We start from the raw sequence: 14,792 nt of genomic DNA on the forward strand, positions 1-14,792 counted from the left end.
CTACCGACCTTGATCTCCCCCAGTTCGAGGGCCAACGGTAACTTGAGCTCCGGGAGCGTGATCGGGCCGCTGTCTGGCTCTTCGGCACCCGGCGGGAACGTCAGGCTGACCTGATCGGCCTGCAATTGCTCGATGCACAAGGCCCTGCGGGACAGGCACAACGGCGACCAGGCAAAAATCACCTTGCTCAGCTCAACCCGGTTGTTGGCCTGTTGCCACAACACCCGGTCGGCGCTCCACTGCCCGCCCAGCCGGCCCTGGAAGTTGTCCAGGGTCAACCCCGGTACGAAGCCCAACGCCCAGCGGCTGCCCGTCGCCGTGCCCAGCACTGTGGCCAGCGTCAGGACAACCAGCATCAACAGTGCCGCTATCGCCAGCAGCGTTATTTTCAAACCACGCTTCACAGCTCAGGCCCCATGGAAAAGTGCAGTCGAATGCCGCCATCGTCGTCCAGCGCGTGGGCCAGGTCGAGGCGGATCGGCCCCACCGGCGATACCCAGCGCACGCCGATACCGACCCCGGTCTTGAGGTTCGGCAGTTCGAGTGTGTTGAAGGAGTTGCCCTGATCGACAAAGGTCGCGATCCGCCATTTTTCAGCGATGGAATACTGATATTCCGCGCTGGCGGCGACCATGTAGCGGCCACCGATGCGGTCGCCGTCGGAGTTTTCCGGGGACAGGCTCTGATAGTCGTAACCGCGCACGCTCTGATCGCCACCGGCGAAGAAGCGCAGCGATGGCGGCACCGATTTGAAGCCGTTGGTGGCACTGCCGCCGACCTGCACCCGTCCGAGGAAACGATGGTTGTCGAACACCGTGGTCAGGCCTTTGACCAGCGCCGTGCCGTAGATCAGGTTGCTGTCGGAACCCAGACCTTCCTTGGCCACTTTGGATTCGAATTGCAGCCGATAGCCGTTATGCGGGTCGATGCGGTTGTCGCTTTTCAGGTACGAATAATTCACGCCGGGCATCAGCAGGTTACTGAGCCCGGAGTCGTCGCCGAGTTGGTAATCCTCGCGTTGCCATTTGAGCGACACCACCCGCTGCCAGCCGCTGGGCAATTTGCTGTGCCATTCGGGGCCGAGGGTCAGCAACTTGCTGTGGGTGTCGGTGCCGGCAATGTCCTCATTCTGATAGCCGCCGGCAAAACGCAGCTTGTCGGTCAGTGGCGGGTCCAGTGGAATGTCGTAGAACAACCCGACGTTTTGCCGCGGCGCCGAGACTTCGGTCTCCCAGCCATAACTGTGCCCTTGGGCGTTGACCCAGTGTCGGGTCCAGTTGGCCTTGGCACGTGGGCCGACGTCGGTGGAGAAACCCAGGCCCAGGCCCATGGTCCGCGGCTTGCGGGTTTCGAGCTTGACGTCCACCGGGATCGCATCGTCCTTGGACGCCGCGGGTGCCGCGTCCACGCGCACGCCTTCGAAGTAGCCGCTCGATTGCAGGTTCTGATTGAGTTCGGCGATCAGTTCCGAGTCATACGGCGTACCGGCCTTGAACGGCACCATGCGTTGCAGTAGCTCGTCGTCGAACGGCGTATCGCCCTCGAAACTGACCTTGCCCAAGGTATAGCGCGGGCCACTTTCATAGATCAGTTCGATATCGGCGACGCCGGCACGCGGGTCGACCGACAATTTTGAACGGGTGAATCGGCCGCTGAAAAAGCCATAGCGCGAAGCCTGATTCTGGATCAGCCGCTTGGCGTCCTCGTAATGCCCATGATTGAGCACAGCGCCGGGCTTGAGCGCGTCGCTTTTAGGGATTCGAAAGGACTTGAGGGAGGCTGCCGGACCGTCGACACGCACCGTGACGTTACGCAAGTGCACCGGCTCGCCGGGGTCGACTTTCAGCACCAGGCGCGGCTTTTCGCCGCCCTTCACCTCGCTGTCGATGTGCGGCTGGTAGTAGCCCAAGGCCTGGGCGGCCTTGTGCGCCTGTTCTTCAGCGCCACGGCTGAAGCGCAGCAACGCCTGCTCGTCGCGATCGCCGAGGCTGCCGATATAGCCTTCTATATTGGCCTTCAGCTCATCATTGGACGGTTTGATCCGTACATCCAATTCACTTTGAGCCAGCGCCGTGCAGCTGGTCATCAGCATCAGCACACCGCTGGTAATTCTTCCTGGAAACTTCATAGGCGCGGATGCTATCACGAGCTTGAGAGCGTGATAGAGCCTGACATGCCCGGAAAGTTCGCCGTTCAAGCCGTTGCTGTTTGTAACACCTGGGGATTGGGGTGAAAAAACACATGCTCGCGAATCGGTCCTACGGCAACTTCACCGATTTCCTCATAGCCCTGGCGCTTATAGAACTCCAGATAGCGAGGATTCCCGGTATCGAGGATCACGCCCTGTGAGTTTTCATCCACGGCGCACCAGTTGTGCACGGCTTGCAACAGTTGCTCGCCGAAATGCTTGCCCTGGAACTGCGGATGAACCCCCAGCAATGGCAAGACATGCACCGAGTCATTCGGCACGCAGGCCTCCACGGCAGCGTGATATTCGAGGTAGCGACGGGTGCAGCGAAATCCCGTGCTGAGCAGCATCCGCAGGCGCCAGGCCCAACTTTCAGTGACGCCGAGACGACGTTGCGGCGGCGCGATCAGAGCGATGCCGATCAGGCGGTCGTTGACCAGCAGGCCGATGGCAGGCAGGTCCTGGAGAAAATGCTGGCTCACCAGTTCGCGCACGGTGGCGCGAACCCGCTGTTCGTAACCGGGGCGTTCGGCTTCAAACAAATAGCCGAAAGTCGGCTCGTGTCGATAAGCCTGGTACAGCAGCGAACGCGCTTCGCGGGCGTAGCCGCTGTCGAGCATGTGAATATCGGCGATGGCAGTCGAGGTTTCGGGCATGACGGTTGATCTCCCCGGCACAGCTCGGGTGGCTGCGCTCTTGTTGTTACGAGCTGATCGGCGCTGACACAGTTCCTTACAGATCCGAAATGAGTGTAGGCAATGAAATCGCCTTCGCGAGCAAGTCGGGACGGTCAACGCAGATCTGACAGAACACATTAAATCCCCTCACCCCACACTGGCCCGATTCCCACATGTCAGCTAGCATCGCCCTTTTGCCAGGACTGCCGACCATGAAGATCGTCTCCTTCAACATCAACGGGCTGCGCGCCCGCCCCCATCAGCTGGCGGCGCTGATCGAAAAACACCAGCCTGACGTGATCGGCTTGCAGGAAACCAAGGTCCACGACGACCAGTTTCCCCTCGATGAAGTCAGAGCACTGGGCTACCACGTGTATTTCCACGGACAAAAGGGGCATTACGGCGTCGCCCTGCTCTCGCGCCAGGAACCGCTGGCCCTGCACAAGGGTTTCGCCACCGACGAAGAAGACGCCCAACGACGCTTCATCTGGGGCACCTTCGCCGACGCCAATGGTGCGCCGGTGACCATCATGAACGGTTATTTCCCACAGGGCGAAAACCGCGACCACCCGACCAAATTCCCGGCCAAGGAACGTTTCTACAGCGACTTGCAGCAATTGCTGGAAAGCCAGTTCAAGAACGACCAGCCGCTGGTGGTGATGGGCGATGTGAACATTTCCCCGGAAGACTGCGACATCGGCATCGGCCCGGACAACATGAAGCGCTGGCTGAAAACCGGCAAATGCAGCTTCCTGCCGGAAGAGCGCGAGTGGATGGCCCGCCTGAAGAACTGGGGCCTGGTGGACAGTTTCCGGCACCTGAACCCGAAAGTGACCGACACCTTCAGCTGGTTCGACTACCGCAGCCGTGGCTTCGAAGACGAGCCCAAGCGTGGCCTGCGCATCGACCTGATCCTCGCCTCCCACGGCTTGCTGCCACGGGTGAAAGCCGCAGGGGTGGACTACGAACTGCGCGGCATGGAAAAACCTTCGGACCATGCGCCGATCTGGCTTGAATTGAGCTGATTCAGGACCAACCACAATCCCCTGTGGGAGCGAGCTTGCTCGCGATKGCGGTGTGACATTCAGCACCAATGTTGACTGACAGTCCGCCATCGCGAGCAAGCTCGCTCCTACAAGTGTCATTTTTCGGAAACCTTACTGACTTAATCTCCCGGCACCTCCTTTGGCTATGTAAGGTGCCGGCATGATGCTGCGCGTGCTGTTCCTGTTGATGCTGTGCATGGGCTTGCCGCAGGCGGCCCCGGCCGGCGACTTGCCGACACCCGAACACGGCACCGTGCTGCGCATCCAGGGTTCCAACACCATTGGCGCGGCATTGGGACCGGCGCTGGTCGAGGGCCTGATGAGTGAACAAGGCCTGCGCAGGATTCACCGCGAAGCCTCGGACACCGCCAACGAACTGCGCATTGTCGGTGAAACCGTTCAAGGCCATCGGGTCGTGGTGGAGGTGGCGGCCCATGGTTCCAGCACCGGTTTCACCGCGCTAAAAACCGCCAGTGCCGACCTTGCCGCCTCGTCGCGCCCGATCAGGGACAGCGAACTGGCCAGCCTGCAATCCCTCGGTGACCTGAAAAGTCCGAGCGCCGAACAGGTCATCGCCATCGATGGCCTGGCGATCATCCTTCATCCGGACAATCCGCTGAACCAACTCGACACCGTGCAACTGGCGCGCATTTTCAGTGGCGAGGTGAAAACCTGGGAAGACATAGGTAGCAGCGGCGGGCCGATTCATCTGTATGCACGGGATGATCAGTCCGGGACCTTCGACACTTTCAAGGTACTGGTCCTCAGTAGCCGTGGGAAAACTCTGAGCAGCACGGCAAAACGCTTCGAGTCCAGCGAGCAACTGTCCGATGCGGTCAGCGCCGACCCGCAAGGCATCGGTTTTATCGGATTGCCCTATGTGCGCCAGGCCAAAGCCGTGGCCATTGTCGACGGGCAATCGCAAGCCATGTTGCCGCTCAACAGCCTGATTGCCACGGAAGACTATCCGCTGTCCCGCCGGTTGTTCTTCTACCTGCCACCCAACGGCAAAAATCCCTGGGCCTACGCGCTAGTGGCCTTCGCTCAAAGCAGCAATGGCCAGGCCATCGTCGCGGCCAACGGTTTTATTGCACAAACCGTCCAGGCCATGGCCGTCACCCCCAATGCGTTGATGCCCGAGGGGTATCAGGCGCTGAGTCGGCATGCCCAGCGATTGTCGGTGAATTTTCGCTTCGAAGAAGGCAGTGCCAGCCTGGACAACAAGGCGCGGCAAGACCTGACGCGAGTGCTCGACTATATAAAGCAGCAAGACAAAATGTCTGGGCAAGTGACGCTGGTAGGGTTTGGCGATGCCAAGAGCGACCCGGCGCGTGCCGATCTGTTGTCGAAACTGCGGGCCATGGCGGTACGGCGGGAGTTGGTGAAGAGCGGCGTGGTGTTTCGCGAGATTCGTGGATTCGGTGCCGAAATGCCAGTGGCGGCCAATAACGCCGATGAGGGAAGGATCAGGAATCGGCGGGTTGAGGTTTGGGTGTACTGAAAAGATCGCAGCCTTCGGCAGCTCCTTCAGATGTACGCGTATCCTGTAGGAGCTGCCGAAGGCTGCGATCTTTTAACTTTTCTTAATGCCCGCTACGCATCATATCCTTCGGCACATACTTGCCGATTTCGAACTTGCCGATCGCCGCTCGGTGCACTTCGTCCGGGCCGTCGGCCAGGCGCAGGGTACGCTGCATCGCGTACATGTAGGCCAGCGGGAAATCGTTGGAAACCCCTGCCCCGCCATGAATCTGGATCGCCCGGTCGATCACTCGCAACGCAACGTTTGGCGCGACAACCTTGATCTGCGCGATCTCGCTACGGGCCACTTTGTTGCCGACGGTGTCCATCATGTACGCCGCTTTCAACGTCAGCAGGCGTGCCATGTCGATTTCCATCCGYGAGTCGGCGATCTTGTCGACGTTACCGCCCAGCCGCGCCAGGGGTTTGCCGAATGCGGTGCGGCTCACCGAGCGCTTGCACATCAGTTCCAGTGCGCGCTCGGCCATGCCGATCGAACGCATGCAGTGGTGAATCCGGCCCGGGCCAAGGCGACCTTGAGCAATTTCGAAGCCGCGTCCTTCGCCCAACAGGACGTTTTCGTACGGCACCCGGACGTTTTCGAAATGCACTTCGGCGTGACCATGAGGTGCATCGTCGTAACCGAACACCGGCAGCGGGCGCACGATCTTCACGCCGGGAGCATCCACCGGCACCAGGATCATCGAGTGCTGGGCGTGGCGTGGCGCGTCAGGATTGCTCAGCCCCATGAAAATCAGGATTTTGCAGCGCGGGTCGCAAGCACCCGAGGTCCACCATTTCTTGCCGTTGATCACCCACTCTTCGCCATCGCGCACCGCACGGGCAGCCATGTTGGTGGCGTCGGAGGATGCGACATCCGGTTCGGTCATGGCGAAGGCCGAGCGGATCTCGCCGCGCAGCAATGGTTCGAGCCAGCGTTGTTTCTGCTCTTCGTTGGCGTAACGCACCAGCACTTCCATGTTGCCGGTGTCCGGTGCCGAGCAGTTGAACGGCTCTGGCCCCAGCAGCGAGCGGCCCATGATTTCCGCCAGCGGCGCGTATTCGAGGTTGGTCAGGCCGGCACCCAGTTCGGACTCAGGCAGAAACAAATTCCACAGGCCTTCGGCCTTGGCCTTGAGTTTGAGTTCTTCCATGATCGCGGTCGGCTGCCAGCGATCGCCTTCGGCGACCTGGCGCTCGAACACGGCTTCGGCGGGATAAACGTAGGTGTCCATGAACGCAGTCACGCGCTCGCGCAGTTCCTGAACCTTGGGCGAATAAGCGAAATCCATGAGCAAGATACCTTCTTGGGGGAGGTTGTTTAGGTCATGTATCGATGCTAGAACAGCGTTGATAATTTACCTAGCCTATTCTCGGCGTGTATAAACATTCATCACCGATATATGATCGACTGATCCTCAAGGTCAGTCCGCCCACACAATAAGAGAGCCGCGTAATGAATCTGAGCAAGGTCGATCTCAACCTTTTCATCGTCTTCGACGCGATCTATACCGAAGCCAACCTGACCCGCGCCGGGCAAATCGTCGGCATCACCCAACCGGCGGTGTCGAACGCGCTGGCGCGTCTGCGCGAGACCTTCAACGACCCGCTATTCGTGCGCACCGCCCAGGGCATGGTGCCCACGCCGATGGCGCAGAACATCATCGGCCCGGTGCGCAACGCCCTCTCGCTACTGCGCGTATCGGTGCAGGAAAGCCGCATTTTCAACCCGCAGCAAGCGGTCAAGACCTACCGCATCAGCATGACCGACCTCACCGAAGCGGTGATCCTGCCGCCGCTGTTCCAGCGCCTGCGCCGCCTGGCGCCGACGGTGATCATCGAAAGCTTCCTGTCCAAACGCCGTGAAACCACCAAGGAGCTGGCGGCCGGTCGGCTCGACTTCGCGGTCGATGCTCCGCTCAACACCGACCCGCAGGTGCGCCACGTCAAATTGATGGAAGACCGCTACGTGTGTGCCATGCGCAAGGGGCATCCGCTGGCGGGCAAGGAGAAACTCACCCTGGATGATTACCTGGGCCTGACCCACATCCATATTTCCAGCCGCCGCAGCGGCCTCGGCTATGTCGACCTGGCGTTGGGCAAGATGGGCATCCAGCGCAAGATCGCCCTGCGCTCCCAGCATTACCTGATGGCTTCGCAAGTGCTGCAACAGACGGACATGGTCATGACCGTGCCGGAACGCTTCGCCCGGCGTAACGACCTGCACGCCTTTTATCTGCCGGTCAACGATGTGCCGCCAGTGGAAACCCACCTTTACTGGCACGAAAGCACCGACCAGGACCCGGCGAACCGCTGGATGCGCGAACAGATGATCGAGTTGTGCCAGCAGGTGACGGCGCAGGAGAGAAAACTGGATAAACAACCGGTTTGAGAAAAATCAAAAGATCGCAGCCTGCGGCAGCTCCTACAGGGTGAAAACAAATCCCGGGTAGGAGCTGCCGCAGGCTGCGATCTTTTCTCCCTTGACGTAAACGTCAACCTGCCATTAGCTTAGCGCCATGACCTTTTGCGAGCGCTTCCATGAGCAGCCAGACCTACAGCATTTCCGATCTCGCCCGCGAGCTCGACATCACCACCCGGGCCATTCGCTTTTATGAAGAGCAAGGCCTGCTCAGCCCTGAGCGTCGTGGCCAGGAACGTATTTACTCACCCCGCGACAAGGTCAGCCTGAAGTTGATCCTGCGGGGCAAGCGCATCGGTTTCTCGCTGGCTGAATGCCGCGAACTGATCGAGCTCTACGACCCGTCCAGCGGTAACACCAAGCAGTTGCACAGCATGCTGGCGAAAATCAGCGAGCGCCGTGAGCAGCTTGAACAGCAGTTGCTGGACATCGAACAGATGAAACTGGAACTCGATACCGCCGAAGAGCGCTGTGTGCAGGCTTTGGAGCAGACGCTCAAAAACCAGGAGTCAGTTCAATAAATCCACACTATCCACTGTGGGAGCGAGCTTGCTCGCGATAGCGGAGTGTCAGTCACCAAACATGTTGAATGTGATGCCCTTATCGCGAGCAAGCTCGCTCCCACAGGGTTCTCAGCGCATTCAGACAATCAGCACAGGTCGAACCCCATGTCCCTCCCCACCCACGTACGCCTTGTCGAAGTCGGCCCACGCGACGGCCTGCAAAACGAAGCCCGGCCCATCAGTGTTACCGACAAGGTACAACTGGTCGATGCACTGACCGCAGCCGGACTTGGCTATATAGAAGTCGGCAGTTTTGTGTCGCCCAAGTGGGTACCGCAGATGGCCGGCTCCGCCGAAGTCTTCGCGCAGATCCAGCGCAAACCGGGTGTGGTCTACGGCGCACTCACTCCCAACTTGCGCGGTTTCGAAGATGCCCTCGCCGCCGGGGTCAAGGAAGTGGCCGTGTTCGCGGCGGCTTCAGAGGCGTTTTCCCAACGCAACATCAATTGCTCGATCAGCGAAAGCCTGGAGCGTTTCGCGCCGATCATGGACGCCGCCAGACAACACGGAATTACCGTGCGCGGGTATGTGTCCTGTGTGCTGGGCTGCCCCTATGAAGGTAACGTCGCCCCGGAGCAAGTCGCCGTGGTCGCACGTGAACTGTATGCCATGGGCTGCTATGAGGTCTCGCTGGGGGACACCATCGGCACCGGCACCGCTGGCGCAACCCGCAAGATGTTTGAAGTGGTAGCAAAGGATGTGCCCCGGGAAAAACTCGCCGGGCACTTCCACGACACCTACGGTCAGGCCGTGGCCAACATCTATGCCAGCCTGCTGGAAGGCATCTCGGTGTTCGACAGCTCCATCGCCGGTCTGGGCGGCTGCCCCTATGCCAAGGGCGCCAGCGGTAACGTCGCGACCGAAGACGTGGTTTACCTGCTCAACGGCCTGGGCATCGACACCGGAATCGACCTCGACGCCTTGATGGTTGCCGGTCAACAGATTTGTACCGTACTGGGTCGCCCTACCGGTTCCCGCGTGGCCAAGGCTCGCAGCGCACAGTGAGTGTGCTGAGTGTGTCCGGGTGTTACCGCTGTGTCTGAAACGTGGGCGCAAGCGAGTAACACGGAAACAAAATGTGGGGTTTTGCCTGAAGCGCAAAACCTCACAATTCTCCAAATCGTTGATTTTAAAGGCTTTTAAAAAGTTGGCATGGCTCCTGCTATCTCTATGGCACAACAAGAATAAAAAAATTGCGGCAAACCTAATAAAAACAAGACGTAACGACTCTGACATAACAAAAACAACACGGCAGAGACGCAGCTAACAGATTTTTTTGGAGAAGATGTGCTTTTCAGGGTGCTTTTCGGAGTTACCCGCAACCAGACAGAGAATAATAAAACTACCTTCAGGTAGCTCCCGTACTGGTTGGATCGCTCAGCGAAAAAGTAGATCAGCGCTCAAAAAAATACGTTTGCTCTTGATCCCGGATGGGGATCGCCAAAAACAGCGGTAAAGGGCAACGGTTGCCAAAAACAACAACAGGCCGACCCTCAATAATAAAAAAAGAGCACGCGCAACGAAATTAAAGGGGAGCTTCGGCTCCCCTTTGTGCTGTCTGCGATTCTGAAAACTGTGCAAGACACTGTGGGAGCGAGCTTGCTCGCGATTGCGGTGGKTCAGTCGACAGATCTTCTGAATGTACTTCCGCWATCGCGAGCAAGCTCGCTCCCACAGGGGATTGTGGTCAGCCCTGGTTCCCGCGCAACWCCTCGATACTGATCTCGCGCATCCGGAATTTCTGGATCTTGCCAGTCACGGTCATCGGAAACTCCTCGACGAACTTGAAGTAGCGCGGCGTCTTGAAGTGCGCGATGCGCTCCTTGCACCAGGCTTGCAGTTCTTGCTCGGTGGCGCTGTGGCCGGGGTGGAACTTGATCCAGGCGACGATCTCTTCGCCGTAGCGCGAGCAAGGAATACCGATCACCTGAACATCCGCAACGGCCGGATGAGTGAAGAAAAATTCTTCCAGCTCCCGCGGGTAAACATTCTCACCACCGCGGATGATCATGTCCTTGTTGCGCCCGGCAATGCACACGTAACCCTCGTCGTTCATGCTCGCCAGGTCACCGGTGTGCATCCACCCCGCCTGATCGATGGCTTCCGCCGTGCCTTCGGGGTTGTTCCAATAGCCGAGCATCACGCTGTAACCGCGGGTGCACAGCTCACCGATGGTGCCACGGGGCACCAGGTTGCCCGCTTCGTCGATGATCTTGCTTTCGAGTTGTGGCTGAGTGCGGCCGACGGTGGTCACGCGCAGCTCCAGGTCATCTGAAGGACCGGTCTGCAATGACACCGGACTGGTTTCCGTCATGCCGTAGGCAATCTGCACTTCGCTCATGTGCATTTCGCTGATGACCCGGCGCATCACTTCGATAGGACAGGTTGCACCCGCCATGATCCCGGTGCGCAAGCTCGACAGGTCGAACCTGGCACGCTGAGGCTGATCGAGCATGGCGATGAACATGGTCGGCACGCCGTACAGCGCCGTGGCTTTTTCGTCGGCCACGGTACTGAGGGTCAGCAATGGATCGAACGCGTCGTTCGGGTAAATCATCGTGCTGCCATGGGTGATGCAACCGAGGTTGCCCATGACCATGCCGAAGCAGTGATACAGCGGCACCGGGATCACCAGCCGATCGGCCGCCGTCAGGCCCAGGCTTTCACCGACCATGTAGCCGTTGTTGAGAATGTTGTAGTGACTGAGGGTCGCGCCCTTGGGGAAACCGGTGGTGCCGGAGGTGTACTGGATATTCACCGGTTGATCGAAATGCAGGCTGTCCTGGCGCTCATGCAGTTGCTCGACCGTCACGCTGCCCGCCAGACCGGCCAATTGCGACCACGGCAGGAAACCGCTCGGCGGCTGCGCATCCAGGCTGATGACGCCACGCAACTCCGGCAACCGCTCACTCTGCAACTTGCCGATGGACTGCCCGGCCAGCTCCGGCACCAGGCCTTGCAGCATCGCGTGATAGTTCGAGGTCTTGAAGGCCCCGGCACACACCAGCCATTGGCAACCGGATTGCTTGAGTACGTATTCGAGTTCGGAACTGCGATACGCAGGATTGATATTGACCAGGATCACGCCGATTTTCGCCGTGGCAATCTGGCTGATGCACCATTGCGCACAGTTCGGCGCCCAGATGCCGAGGCGGTCACCCGTCTGCAGCCCCAACGCCAGCAACGCTCTGGCGTGCAGGTCCGCGACCTCGGCCAATTGCCGCCAGCTCAAACGCAGCTGTTGATGGCGCACCACCAGCGCCTCCCCGTCCGGGTATTGCGCGACGGTGTTATCGAACGCCTGGCCGATGGTCATCGCCAGCAAGGCTTTGTCCTGTGAACCACGGGTGTAACTGCGTTGCGGGCTTGCACTGGGTTGATCCATGACGACCCCTATTGTCTTTATTTTGTAGGAGCGAGCTTGCTYGCGAAGAACGTCAGGGCGCCGCGTTTATCCAGACAACACGCGTTATCGTTGACGTCCTTCGCGAGCAAGCTCGCTCCTACAGAATCACCCAAGTTGACGTTAACGTAAAGGGTGATTGACAGCCACTCGTCACAGGCTTACGTTAACGTAAAGGTGAGAACCCATTGACAGTCTCACCAACCGACAAAAAAGCCAAAAGGTGACCCATGAGCTATCCATCCCTGAACTTTGCCCTCGGTGAAACCATCGACATGCTGCGCGATCAGGTCCAGTCCTTCGTCGCCAAGGAGATCGCCCCGCGCGCCGCTCAGATCGACATCGACAACCTGTTCCCCGCCGACCTGTGGCGCAAGTTCGGCGACATGGGCCTGCTGGGCATTACCGTGCCGGAAGAGTACGGCGGTGCCGGCCTGGGTTACCTGGCCCACGTGGTGGCCATGGAAGAAATCAGCCGTGGCTCGGCCTCGGTGGCGTTGTCCTACGGCGCCCACTCCAACCTCTGCGTCAACCAGATCAACCGCAACGGCAACCACGAACAGAAAGCCAAATACCTGCCCAAGCTGATCAGCGGCGAGCACATCGGCGCGCTGGCCATGAGCGAGCCGAACGCCGGTTCCGACGTGGTGTCGATGAAACTGCGCGCCGACAAGCGCGGCGATCACTACGTGCTCAACGGCAGCAAGACCTGGATCACCAACGGTCCGGACGCCAACACTTACGTGATCTACGCCAAGACCGACCTGGAAAAGGGCCCCCACGGCATCACCGCCTTCATCGTCGAGCGCGACTGGAAGGGCTTCAGCCGCAGCAACAAGTTCGACAAGCTCGGCATGCGCGGTTCGAACACCTGCGAACTGTTTTTCGATGACGTCGAAGTGCCTGAAGAAAACATCCTCGGCGTACTCAACGGCGGCGTGAAGGTACTGATGAGCGGCCTCGACTATGAGCGCGTCGTGCTCTCCGGCGGCCCGACCGGGATCATGCAGGCGTGCATGGACCTGATCGTGCCGTACATCCACGACCGCAAGCAGTTCGGCCAAAGCATCGGCGAATTCCAGCTGATCCAGGGCAAGGTCGCTGACATGTACACCCAACTCAACGCCAGCCGCGCCTATCTGTACGCCGTGGCCCAGGCCTGCGAGCGCGGCGAAACCACGCGCAAGGACGCCGCCGGGGTAATCCTGTACAGCGCCGAACGCGCCACACAAATGGCCCTCGACGCGATCCAGATTCTCGGTGGCAACGGCTACATCAACGAATTCCCGGCCGGTCGTCTGCTGCGTGATGCCAAGCTGTACGAAATCGGTGCCGGCACCAGTGAGATCCGACGCATGCTGATCGGTCGCGAACTGTTCAACGAAACCCGCTAAACGGAGCTGCCCATGGCTACCCTGCATACCCAGCTCAACCCCCGTTCAGCGGAGTTCGCCACCAACAGCGCGGCGATGCTCAAACAGGTCGACGCGTTGCACACCCTGCTCGCCCAAGTGGCGCAAGGTGGTGGCCCGAAGGCGCAAGAACGCCACACCTCGCGGGGCAAACTGCTGCCCCGTGAGCGCATCAACCGCTTGCTCGATCCGGGTTCGCCGTTCCTCGAAATCAGCCAACTGGCGGCGTACGAGGTGTATGGCGAAGACGTCCCCGCCGCTGGCGTGATTGCCGGGATCGGCCGTGTGGAGGGCGTCGAATGCATGATCGTCGCCAACGATGCCACCGTGAAAGGCGGCTCGTACTACCCGCTGACGGTGAAAAAACACCTGCGCGCGCAAACCATCGCTCAGCAAAATCGCCTGCCGTGTATCTACCTGGTGGATTCGGGCGGTGCCAACCTGCCGCGCCAGGATGAAGTGTTCCCGGACCGCGAGCACTTCGGGCGGATCTTCTTCAATCAGGCCAACATGAGCGCCATGGGCATTCCGCAGATTGCCGTGGTCATGGGGTCCTGCACCGCTGGTGGCGCCTATGTACCGGCGATGGCCGACGAAGCGATCATGGTCCGCGAACAAGCGACGATCTTCCTCGCCGGCCCGCCGCTGGTGAAAGCCGCGACCGGTGAAGTGGTCAGTGCCGAGGACCTTGGCGGGGCCGATGTGCACTGCAAGATTTCCGGGGTGGCCGACCATTACGCCGAGAGCGATGAGCACGCACTCGCGCTGGCCCGACGCAGCGTCGCCAACCTCAACTGGCGCAAGCAAGGTGAGGTTCAGCAACGCACTCCGATCGCCCCGCTCTACAGCAGTGACGAGTTGTACGGCGTGGTCCCGGCCGACGCCAAGCAACCGTTTGACGTGCGCGAAGTGATTGCGCGGCTGGTGGATGGTTCGGTGTTCGACGAGTTCAAGGCGCTGTTCGGGACCACGCTGGTCTGCGGTTTTGCCTACCTGCACGGTTACCCGATCGCGATCCTCGCCAACAACGGCATTCTCTTCGCTGAAGCGGCGCAGAAAGGCGCGCACTTCATCGAACTGGCGTGCCAGCGCGGCATCCCGCTGCTGTTCCTGCAAAACATCACCGGTTTCATGGTCGGCCAGAAGTACGAAGCTGGCGGCATCGCCAAGCACGGCGCGAAACTGGTGACGGCGGTGGCTTGCGCCAAGGTGCCGAAATTCACGGTGATCATCGGCGGCAGCTTCGGTGYCGGTAACTACGGCATGTGCGGTCGCGCCTACGATCCGCGCTTTTTGTGGATGTGGCCGAATGCGCGTATTGGCGTGATGGGCGCCGAACAGGCGGCCGGCGTGCTGGTGCAGGTCAAGCGCGAGCAGGCCGAACGCAGCGGCCATGGTTTCAGCGCCGAGCAGGAAGCCGAGATCAAGCAACCGATCCTCGACCAGTACGAAGAACAGGGTCACCCCTACTATTCCAGCGCACGCCTGTGGGACGACGGTGTCATCGACCCGGCCCAGACCCGCGACGTACTGGCCCTGGCCTTGTCCGCGTCGTTGAAC

Annotated in this window: 11 protein-coding genes and 1 pseudogene; 7 read left to right on the forward strand and 5 right to left on the reverse strand. The window is 60.0% G+C overall.

Annotated features, from left to right (window positions below; genetic code table 11):
* The 3 genes and pseudogenes from AC1DVH_RS18390 to AC1DVH_RS18400 all read right to left on the reverse strand — a co-directional run.
* A pseudogene (locus AC1DVH_RS18390) lies at nucleotides 1–404 on the reverse strand (translocation/assembly module TamB domain-containing protein); the annotation flags it as partial.
* Nucleotides 401–2,128 carry an autotransporter assembly complex protein TamA gene (locus AC1DVH_RS18395; protein WP_477755007.1) on the reverse strand — a complete coding sequence of 576 codons (1,728 nt, stop codon included), beginning with the start codon at nucleotides 2,126–2,128 and terminating at the stop codon, nucleotides 401–403. The gene AC1DVH_RS18395 and the pseudogene AC1DVH_RS18390, both read right to left, overlap by 4 nt.
* Nucleotides 2,129–2,193: 65 nt before the next feature.
* Nucleotides 2,194–2,844, reverse strand: coding sequence for a GNAT family N-acetyltransferase (locus tag AC1DVH_RS18400; protein WP_477755008.1), 651 nt, complete (start codon nucleotides 2,842–2,844; stop codon nucleotides 2,194–2,196).
* A 233-nt stretch (nucleotides 2,845–3,077) separates the two neighbouring features.
* Here AC1DVH_RS18400 and xthA point away from each other — a divergent pair, with 233 nt between their 5' ends.
* Nucleotides 3,078–3,890 (forward strand): exodeoxyribonuclease III, encoded by an 813-nt coding sequence (gene xthA / locus AC1DVH_RS18405; protein WP_477755009.1) that lies wholly within the window; start codon nucleotides 3,078–3,080, stop codon nucleotides 3,888–3,890.
* 181 nt (nucleotides 3,891–4,071) lie between these two features.
* Nucleotides 4,072–5,412 (forward strand): substrate-binding domain-containing protein, encoded by a 1,341-nt coding sequence (locus tag AC1DVH_RS18410; RefSeq protein ID WP_477755010.1) that lies wholly within the window; start codon nucleotides 4,072–4,074, stop codon nucleotides 5,410–5,412.
* A gap of 82 nt (nucleotides 5,413–5,494) precedes the next feature.
* On the opposite strand, the gene AC1DVH_RS18415 is transcribed toward AC1DVH_RS18410, so the two are convergent.
* Complete coding sequence (locus AC1DVH_RS18415; RefSeq protein WP_477755011.1) at nucleotides 5,495–6,724, reverse strand: acyl-CoA dehydrogenase; 1,230 nt, start codon at nucleotides 6,722–6,724, stop codon at nucleotides 5,495–5,497.
* A 164-nt stretch (nucleotides 6,725–6,888) separates the two neighbouring features.
* Here AC1DVH_RS18415 and AC1DVH_RS18420 point away from each other — a divergent pair, with 164 nt between their 5' ends.
* From AC1DVH_RS18420 to AC1DVH_RS18430, 3 genes are all read left to right on the forward strand, one after another.
* On the forward strand, nucleotides 6,889–7,824 hold the full coding sequence (locus tag AC1DVH_RS18420; RefSeq protein ID WP_477755012.1) for a LysR family transcriptional regulator: 936 nt from the start codon (nucleotides 6,889–6,891) through the stop codon (nucleotides 7,822–7,824).
* Between the two features lie 149 nt (nucleotides 7,825–7,973).
* Nucleotides 7,974–8,375: a MerR family transcriptional regulator gene (locus AC1DVH_RS18425; protein ID WP_223544032.1), complete on the forward strand. Its 402-nt coding sequence runs from the start codon at nucleotides 7,974–7,976 to the stop codon at nucleotides 8,373–8,375.
* Between the two features lie 147 nt (nucleotides 8,376–8,522).
* Nucleotides 8,523–9,422 (forward strand): hydroxymethylglutaryl-CoA lyase, encoded by a 900-nt coding sequence (locus AC1DVH_RS18430; protein ID WP_477755013.1) that lies wholly within the window; start codon nucleotides 8,523–8,525, stop codon nucleotides 9,420–9,422.
* A gap of 682 nt (nucleotides 9,423–10,104) precedes the next feature.
* On the opposite strand, the gene AC1DVH_RS18435 is transcribed toward AC1DVH_RS18430, so the two are convergent.
* Nucleotides 10,105–11,802: an AMP-binding protein gene (locus AC1DVH_RS18435; RefSeq protein ID WP_477755014.1), complete on the reverse strand. Its 1,698-nt coding sequence runs from the start codon at nucleotides 11,800–11,802 to the stop codon at nucleotides 10,105–10,107.
* A gap of 248 nt (nucleotides 11,803–12,050) precedes the next feature.
* Between AC1DVH_RS18435 and AC1DVH_RS18440 the strand changes: the two genes are divergently transcribed.
* Together AC1DVH_RS18440 and AC1DVH_RS18445 are read left to right on the forward strand one after the other, a co-directional pair.
* Complete coding sequence (locus AC1DVH_RS18440) at nucleotides 12,051–13,214, forward strand: isovaleryl-CoA dehydrogenase (protein WP_477755015.1); 1,164 nt, start codon at nucleotides 12,051–12,053, stop codon at nucleotides 13,212–13,214.
* 12 nt (nucleotides 13,215–13,226) lie between these two features.
* Nucleotides 13,227–14,792, forward strand: a 1,566-nt coding sequence (locus AC1DVH_RS18445; RefSeq protein ID WP_477755016.1) for a carboxyl transferase domain-containing protein, incomplete at its 3' end; no start/stop codon positions are given.

The organism is Pseudomonas sp. P4_C3 (assembly GCF_056402075.1).

Excerpts from the sequence above, each read along its gene's own strand:
- xthA (WP_477755009.1), top strand. The coding sequence starts at position 3,078 with ATGAAGATCGTCTCCTTCAACATCAACGGGCTGCGCGCCCGCCCCCAT.
- AC1DVH_RS18430 (WP_477755013.1), top strand. The coding sequence starts at position 8,523 with ATGTCCCTCCCCACCCACGTACGCCTTGTCGAAGTCGGCCCACGCGAC.
- AC1DVH_RS18425 (WP_223544032.1), top strand. The coding sequence starts at position 7,974 with ATGAGCAGCCAGACCTACAGCATTTCCGATCTCGCCCGCGAGCTCGAC.
- AC1DVH_RS18440 (WP_477755015.1), top strand. The coding sequence starts at position 12,051 with ATGAGCTATCCATCCCTGAACTTTGCCCTCGGTGAAACCATCGACATG.
- AC1DVH_RS18395 (WP_477755007.1), bottom strand. The coding sequence starts at position 2,128 with ATGAAGTTTCCAGGAAGAATTACCAGCGGTGTGCTGATGCTGATGACC.
- AC1DVH_RS18400 (WP_477755008.1), bottom strand. The coding sequence starts at position 2,844 with ATGCCCGAAACCTCGACTGCCATCGCCGATATTCACATGCTCGACAGC.
- AC1DVH_RS18410 (WP_477755010.1), top strand. The coding sequence starts at position 4,072 with ATGATGCTGCGCGTGCTGTTCCTGTTGATGCTGTGCATGGGCTTGCCG.
- AC1DVH_RS18420 (WP_477755012.1), top strand. The coding sequence starts at position 6,889 with ATGAATCTGAGCAAGGTCGATCTCAACCTTTTCATCGTCTTCGACGCG.